General features: G+C 70.0%; 1 protein-coding gene. It reads right to left on the bottom strand.

Going from position 1 to position 7940, the window contains the following annotated elements:
- Nucleotides 1–7940: non-ribosomal peptide synthetase (locus EPN51_RS03055; protein ID WP_293036296.1), on the bottom strand; the 7940-nt coding region annotated here is incomplete at both ends.

Genomic DNA, 7940 nt, shown 5'->3' with positions numbered 1-7940 from the left:
GGTCGACCAGCAGATGCGCCAACCGGTTGGCCGCCTCATCGAGCTCCCGGTAGGTCATCGACCGGTCTTCGAACGACACCGCCACCGCATCCGGAGTCCGCGCCGCCTGCGCGGCGAACAGTCCGGCCACCGTCACCGGCTCCATCGGATCGGTCAGCACCGCCTCGTTGCCCCACCGCGCCAGCCGGGTGTGCTCGGCCGTGTCCAGCAGATCCACCGAGGACAGCCGCCGCTCCGGCTCGGCGGTGACCGCGGCCAGCAGCCGCTGCAGCCGCTCGATCAACGCCTCGACGGTGTCCGCATTGAACACGTCGGTCCGGTATTCGGCCGTCACGGCGATGCCGGCGCGCTGGCCGGACTCGGTGAAGCGTTCGGCCAGCGAGAACGTCAAATCCATGCGGGCCGTATTCGTGTGCACCGGCATCGGGGTGACCTGCAGATCGCCCAGGGCCAACCCGGCTGCGGGGGTACTGACCTCGCCGGGGAAGTTCTCCCAGCCCAACAGCACCTGAATCAGTGGATGATGGGCCATGCTCCGGGTCGGGTTGAGCCGCTCCACCAGGAGTTCGAAGGGCACGTCTTGATGCTCGAACGCGGCCAGGCTGCGCCGGCGCACCTGGGCCAGCAGAGCGGCGAAGGTCGGATCCCCCGCGGCGTCCACGCGCAGCACCAAGGTATTGACGAAGAATCCGATCAACTCGTCGAGCGCGGGTTCGGGACGCCCGGCGATCGGGAAGCCCACGGCCACATCGGTACTGGCGCTGACCTTGGCGAGCAGCGCGGCGAAGGCGGCCTGGATCACCATGAAGCTGGTCGCGTTGTGCTCGCGCGCGACGCGACGGACCTGTTGCTGCAGCTCGGCGGGCCAGTCCACCGCCAGCCGGGCGCCGCGGTGGTCGGCGACCTGCGGGTAGGGCCGATCGGTGGGCAGCTGCAGGCGTTCGGGCAGCCCGGCCAGGGTGTCTGCCCAGAAGTCCAGCTGGGCGGCGATGCGGCTGTCGGCGTCGTCCACGTCACCGAGGTGTGCGCGCTGCCACAGCGTGTAGTCGACGTACTGCACCGCCAGCGGCGCCCAGTCGGGGGCGTGGCCCGCGCACCGGCTGGCGTAGGCGATTCCGAGGTCACGCGCGAACGGGGTGATCGACCAGCCGTCGGCGGCGATGTGGTGTACGGCGACCACGAGCATGTGTTCGTCGTCGCTGACCGTGAAAAGCTCTGTGTGCAGGGGGCTTTCGGTTGACAGGTCGAAGGTGTACCGGGCGGCCGCCGCCATGCCCTCGCGCAGCCGGTCTTCGGCCCACCCGCGAGCGTTGATGACGTGGCAGGCGAACCCGATCTGCTCGGCGGGAACCACCACCTGCCGCGGAATCCCGTCGGCCGCCGCGAACACCGTGCGCAGGCTTTCGTGGCGGCCGACGACATCGGCCAGTGCCGCGGCCAGCGCGTCGGCGTCGAGGCGTCCGCGCAGCCGCAGCGCCACGGTGATGTTGTACATCGGTGAGGGGCCCTGGAATTGGTCGATGAACCACAGCCGGGTCTGCGCGAACGACAGCGGAATCACCGCCGGGCGCTCCGCCGCCACCAGGGGGTCCGGGCGGTCGGCGTCTCCACCGCGCAGCAGCGCCAACTCGGCGACCGTGGGCGCCTCGAATACGGCACGCACCCCGAGGTCGGAGTTCAGGCTGGCGTTGACCGCGGCGATCAGGCGCATCGCCGACAGCGAATCCCCACCCAGATCGAAGAACGATTCGTCGACACCCACCCGCTCCAGACCGAGCACCTGCGCGTAGATGCCGACCAGGATCTCCTCGACGGCGGTGGCCGGGGCGCGGTAACGGTCGGCGTCCTGGTACTCGGGCGCCGGCAGGGCCTTGCGGTCGAGCTTGCCCGAGGAGGTCATCGGGAATTCCTCAAGCGCCACAATGTGCGTCGGCACCATGTACTCGGGCAGCCATGCGCTCAGCCGCTCGCGCACCTGGCCGATCTTGGAGTTGGCGCGAGGATCGTTGGCGTGACTGGTGCGCCGCGTGGCCCCGTCCGGGGGTAGGTAGAGATCGGTCAGCGCCGGGGCAGCCTGGTTGTTGTCGGGGGCGATGAAAACCGCGCTGAGAGTGCCGGGTCGGGCACCCCAGGTGACCGCGACGTGGTATCCGGTGCTCTCACCGAGGCGGTGCAATTCCTCGGCGATGGTGGCGTCGGGGCCGGCGTCGGCTTGGGCGAGGGCGTCGGCCAGCGGCAGCCCCGCGGCCAGCGCCGCTTCGACCCCGACGTCGGTGATCAGTCCGGCACGCGGGATGTCGGTGACGCGGACGGCGGCGGGGCGCTGCGACGTCAGGGTGTCGTGGAGCCCACGCAGGCCGTCGCACAGCGCCCACGTCCGGGTGGGCTCGTCGGCCACCGAGCGCACGGGCGCGGGAGTCTTGTGGATGACGGCGTCGTAGCGGTGCTGGTTCAGTTCGTTGTCGGCCATTCCGCGCTTGACCCGGATATCGAGCCCGACCGCCGACCCGCGGGAACCGGCCCAGGTGGTGAAAAACTCCGGGGCCAACAGCAATTCGGTTTCGCCGAGCATGGCGTGGCGGACGCGCTGGCGGATCTCGGCCGCGTCGGCGGCGCCGCCGCGGGCCAGGGCGATCGCGGTTTGGAACGCGCCCTGCAGCGTGTGGTTGCGGATGTCACCGATGAAGATCGCGCCGCCGGGGGCCAGCAGCTCCATGGCCTTGTCGATGACCTCGGCCAGGTATCGCGCGTTGGGGAAATACTGGACGACCGAGTTGAGAACGATGGTGTCGAAGTGGCCCTGCGGCAGCCCGTCCGTGATGTGGGCGGGTTGGGTCAGCAGCTCGACGCGGTCTCGCCACGGCAGCTGCAGCTGCTCCATCGAGCGGGCCAGGTTGTCGATGGCGATGGCCGAAAAGTCGGTGGCGACATATTGATCGCACCGCGGGGCGAGCTGTGACAGCAGCAATCCCGAGCCCGCACCGATCTCCAGCACGCGCCGCGGCCGCAGGGATATGATGCGATCGACTGTGGCGGAACGCCATTCGACCATCTCTTCGAGCGGGATGGGGTCGCCGGTGTAGCTGCTGTTCCAGCCGCGGAAATCCTCGCCGAAGTTCGCCGCGAGTTCGGCGCCGTACAGGTCGTCGTAGAGGTGCTGCCACTCCTGGACGTCTTCCTCGTCTTGTTGGACGTCTCGGTCGGTGGCGGCGGCGTCGTCGAGCGTGACGTACGCGACCAGATGCGAGCCGGTGGCACTGTCCTGCACGGTGACGGCTGCCTGCGTCACCTGCGGGCAGGCCAGCAGGGTGTTTTCGATTTCGCCCAATTCGATGCGCTGTCCGCGCAGTTTGATCTGGCTGTCGACGCGGCCCAGGTAGTCCAGGGTTCCGTCGGGCATCCAGCGCACCACGTCGCCGGTGCGGTACATGCGCTCCCCCGGCCGGCCAAAGGGGTTGGCGACGAACCGTTCCGCGGTCAAGTCCACCCGGCCCACATAGCCGTGGCCCAGCGCCGGCCCGCTCAGATACAGCTCGCCCACCACGCCGACCGGCACGGGGTTCAGCCAGGCGTCGAGCACGCGAGCGCACACGCCGGGAATGGGAGCGCCGATGCGGACCGGCCGGCCCGCCGACAGCCGAGCACAGGTGACCCAGATGGTGGTCTCGCTCGGGCCGTAGCCGTTGAACATCTGGCGACCCGGCGCCCAGGCGTCCACCAGCTCCGGCAGGCAGGCCTCCCCGACGGCGACCAGCGTGTCCAGCCCGTCGAGGCGGGCGCGGTCCAGCGTCGAGATCACGGTGGGGGTCAGGATGGCCGCGCTGACCCGCTGGTTGTGCAGCAGCGCGGTCAGCGCGTCACCGGCGTACACCTGGCCGGGCGCCACCACCAGTGCCGCGCCGGATCCCGCCGCCAGCAACAATTCTCCGACCGAGGCGTCGAAGGTCGGCGACGCGACCATCAGCACCCGCGCGTCCGCGCCCAGACCGAACAGCTCGCGCTGGGCCGCGGCCCAGCCCAGCAGGCCGGTGTGGCTCACCGCCACCCCTTTGGGGACGCCGGTGGAGCCCGACGTGAAGATCAGGTACGCGGTGTCGTCGGCGCGCAGCGGCGAGAGCCGATCGGCGTCGGTGATCTCGTCCGCGGAGCGACCGGACAAATCGAGGCCGTCGATGCGCACGATCGGGCGTGTCCCCGCCCCGGCGACTTCGTCTGTGCCGCAAGACAATACGCAGACCGCGTCGACGGTGTCCAGCACCGACGCGACCCGCTCGACGGGGTGGTCCAGATCCACCGGCGCGTGGATGCCGCCGGCCTTGACCACGGCCCACCAGGCGACGACCAGTTCGGCGCACCGATCAATCGCCACGCCCACCGCGCGCTCGGGGCCTACGCCCGCGTCGATCAGCGTGCGCGCCAACCGCGTTGACCATTCGTCGAGTTCGCGATACGACAACTCCCGCGCGCCGTCGACCACGGCGGGCGCGTCCGGGTCGGCCGCCACGGCCGCGGCCAGCAGCTGTGGCGCCACGCCGACCGGTGCCGTCACACCGGCGCCGGACATCGTCGACAGCATCAGTTCCCGCTCGTCGCGGTCCAGCAGATCGACCGACGACAGCCGACGGGCGGGGTCGGCGGTCATCGCGACCAATACCCGCTGCAGTCGCTCGATGAGCGACTCGATTCCGGCGGTGTCGAACACGTCGGTGTCGAATTCGATGTGCAGGCCGAGTTCGCGGCCGGGCAGGGCTTCCACCGTCAGCGGGTAGTGGTTGTACTCGCGGTTGCTGAACTCGGCGATGGCCAGCCCGTCGTCGCCCAGCGTCATGCCGCTGTCGATCGGGTAGTTCTCGTACACGAAAAGCGTGTCGAACAGTTGCTCGTGGCCCGTGACGCGATGGATTTCGCTGAGCGCCAGGTGCTGGTGCTCGAGCGCGTCGTTGTGGCTGTTCTGTAGCTGCGCCAGCAGATCGGCGGTGGTGGTCGTCACGGTGATGTTCGCGCGCACCGGCACCGTGTTGATCAGCAGCCCCACCATCGATTCCGCGTCGTCGACCTCCAGCTGGCCGACCCGCGAGCGCGGGGTGCCGAACACGACGTCGTGCTGACCGGTCAATGAGGTCAGCACCAACGCCCAGGCGGCCTGCAGGACGGTGCTGAGTGTGGTGTGGCAGGAACGCGCCAGTTCGCCCAGGGCCCGGGTGGTCTGCTGCGGCACCCGAGACTTCTGGAAGCCCCGTCGCCCTTGCCCCAACCGGTCCTCGGGCGCGACCAGGGTGGGAGTTTCGAAGCCGGACAGCATCTCTGCCCAGGCCTCGCGGGAGGCGTCGAGGTCTCGGTCGGCGAGCCAGGTGAGGAAGGCCCGGTAGGAGCCGGCGGCGGGCAGGCGCTGCCCGTAGTAGCCGGCGAAGATTTCGCGCAGCAGGATCGGGAGCGACCAGCCGTCGAGCAGGATGTGGTGATTGGTCAGCACGAACCGGAACCGACGGTCCGCAGTGCGGATCAATGCGGCGCGGAATGCCGGCTGACCGGCGAGGTCGCACACCGCGGCACGTTCGGAAGCGCACAGTTGCTCGATCCGCTCGTCGGCTTCGGCCTCCCCGGCGCCGCTACCGCCGAGGTCGAGGTACCGCCACTCGACCACGGGGTCGGCCGGGATGATCTGCACCGGCTCGTCGAACTGTTCGCAGAACAGGGCCGCCAGGTGGGGGTGCCGGTTGACGACGGTGTGCACCGCATCGCGCAGGCGGTCGGGGTCCAGCGGTCCGGTGAGGGTGAAATCCAGCTGGACCGCGTACATGTCGTCGCCGCCCTGCGCGGTGCTGGAGTGGAAGAGCAGTCCCTGCTGCAGCGGGGTCAACGGCAAGATATCGGCGATATGGTGCTGCCGCGCCAGCTCGTCGATCTGCTGCTGGCTCAGGCGGGCCGGGGCGATGTCCGAGGGGGTCAGTCCGCCGCCACCGGAGCGCACATGCGCGCAGACGCCGGTCAGGGCCTCGAACCACAGCCGGCTCAGCCGGGTGATCTGCGTTGCGTCGAGAGCTGATGGCGCCCAAGTCCATTCGGCGTGCAGGTGCGGCCCGGTGCCGGTGTCGATGGTGCCGGCATTGAGCTCGACGGTGTGCATCAGCGGCATGGGTACAGCCGCCGCGACGCCGAGCAACGACAGCCCGTCCTGGCTGATGCGCCAGCCCTCGCCCGCCGAATCGGACGCCGCGCCTTGACGTCCCAGGTAGTTGAACGCGATCGACGGGTCGGGCCCGGCGAGGTCGACGTCGGTGTTGAGATAACGCAGCAGCCCGTAGGTCAGCGGCTCGGGCAGGGCGCGAAGCTGCTCCTTGGCGTGTTTGATGACCGGGCCCAGCGCCGCGTCGCCGGAAATCACCTGCGCCCAGCGCAACCCGGCAACCGCCAGGGAAACCGGGTACTTGGTGGTGAACCACCCGACGGTGCGGGACAGGTCGGTGTCGGCCCCGAGCTCCTCGTGACGCCCATGAGCCTCGACGTCGATACCGATCGGGGCGCCGCCCTCACCCAGGAATTCCGCCCACGCCAGCCCGAAGGCGATCAACAGGATGTCGTGGATGCCGGCGTGGAAAGCCGTGGGCACGTCACCGAGCAGCATCCCGGTCGTCTCGGCGTCCAGCTCGACGGACAGGCGGCCGGCGCTGACGTACGTGTCCACGTCGGGACGCGCCGCGGGCAGCGCGGCGGCAGTCGCCGTCACCTCCTTCCAGGTGTTCAGCTGGCTGACCACGTCGGGGCGGTGCGCGTGCTCGTTCAGCAGCGTCGCCCAGCGGGCGAACGACGTCCCCGTCGGCGGCAACTCCACCGGCTGTCCGCCGCTGTGCAGCGCCCAGGCAATGTTGAGGTCTTCCAACAGGATCCACCACGACACCGCGTCAACGGCCAGGTGGTGGATGATCACCGTCAACCGGCCGGTGGCTCCGACCCACAACGCGCTGAGCATCGCCCCGGTGGCCGGATTCAACCGCGAGCGAGCCTGTAACAGCGCCTCGTCGGACAACGCGTCGACCGACTGCAGGCAGTCGTCGGCGCGCACCACCCCCGGTTCGGGCACGTGGAACGACCAGCCGCCGGCGTCGTCGTCGTGATCGACGCGCAGCCGAAGCATGGCGTGTCGATCTATCAAGGCCTGCAACACGATTGAGACGTCGGCCTCGGTCACCCCCGCGGGGGCCTGCACCATCACGGTCTGGTTGAACTGATCGACAGCGCCGCCGGCCTCTTCCGCACCCTGTAGCCACCGCATGATCGGGGTGGCGAGCACCGGCCCGACGCCGTCGTCGACCACCTCCGCCGCCCCACCGCTCACCGCGGCCACCCGGGCCAGCCGGGCCACGGTCTGCTCGACGAACACGTCGCGCGGCCGGCACCTGAGCCCCGCGGCGCGTGCCCGCGCCACCACCTGCAGCGACAAGATGCTGTCACCGCCCAGCTCGAAGAAGGACTCGTCGACGCCGACGTGCTGCACGCCGAGCACCTCGGCGTAGATGCCGGCCAGGATCTCCTCGACCGCGTTGCCCGGGGCGCGATACTCGCCCGTGGTGTATTCGGGCGCGGGCAGGGCGCGGGTGTCGAGTTTGCCGTTGGGTGTGAGCGGAAGTGCGTCGAGCCCGACCACGGCCGCCGGCACCATGTAGCCCGGGAGTCGTTCGGCCAGCGCGGTGCGCGCCTCGGCCGGGTCGGCAATCCCGGTGACGTAGCCGACGAGGCGCTTATCGCCGGGGCGGTCCTCGCGCGCGATCACCACGGCCTGCTCGACACCGTCGAGCGCGGCGAGCGCGGCCTGGATTTCACCGAGTTCGATGCGGTAGCCGCGGATCTTGACCTGCTCGTCGGCGCGGCCCAGGTAGGCGAGTTGCCCGTCGGTACCCCAGCACACCAGGTCGCCGGTGCGATACATGCGCGATCCGGGC

This window comes from Mycobacterium sp. (assembly GCF_004298145.1).
GTDB lineage: Bacteria > Actinomycetota > Actinomycetes > Mycobacteriales > Mycobacteriaceae > Mycobacterium.
This window is presented reverse-complemented; position numbering and strand designations above follow the sequence as displayed.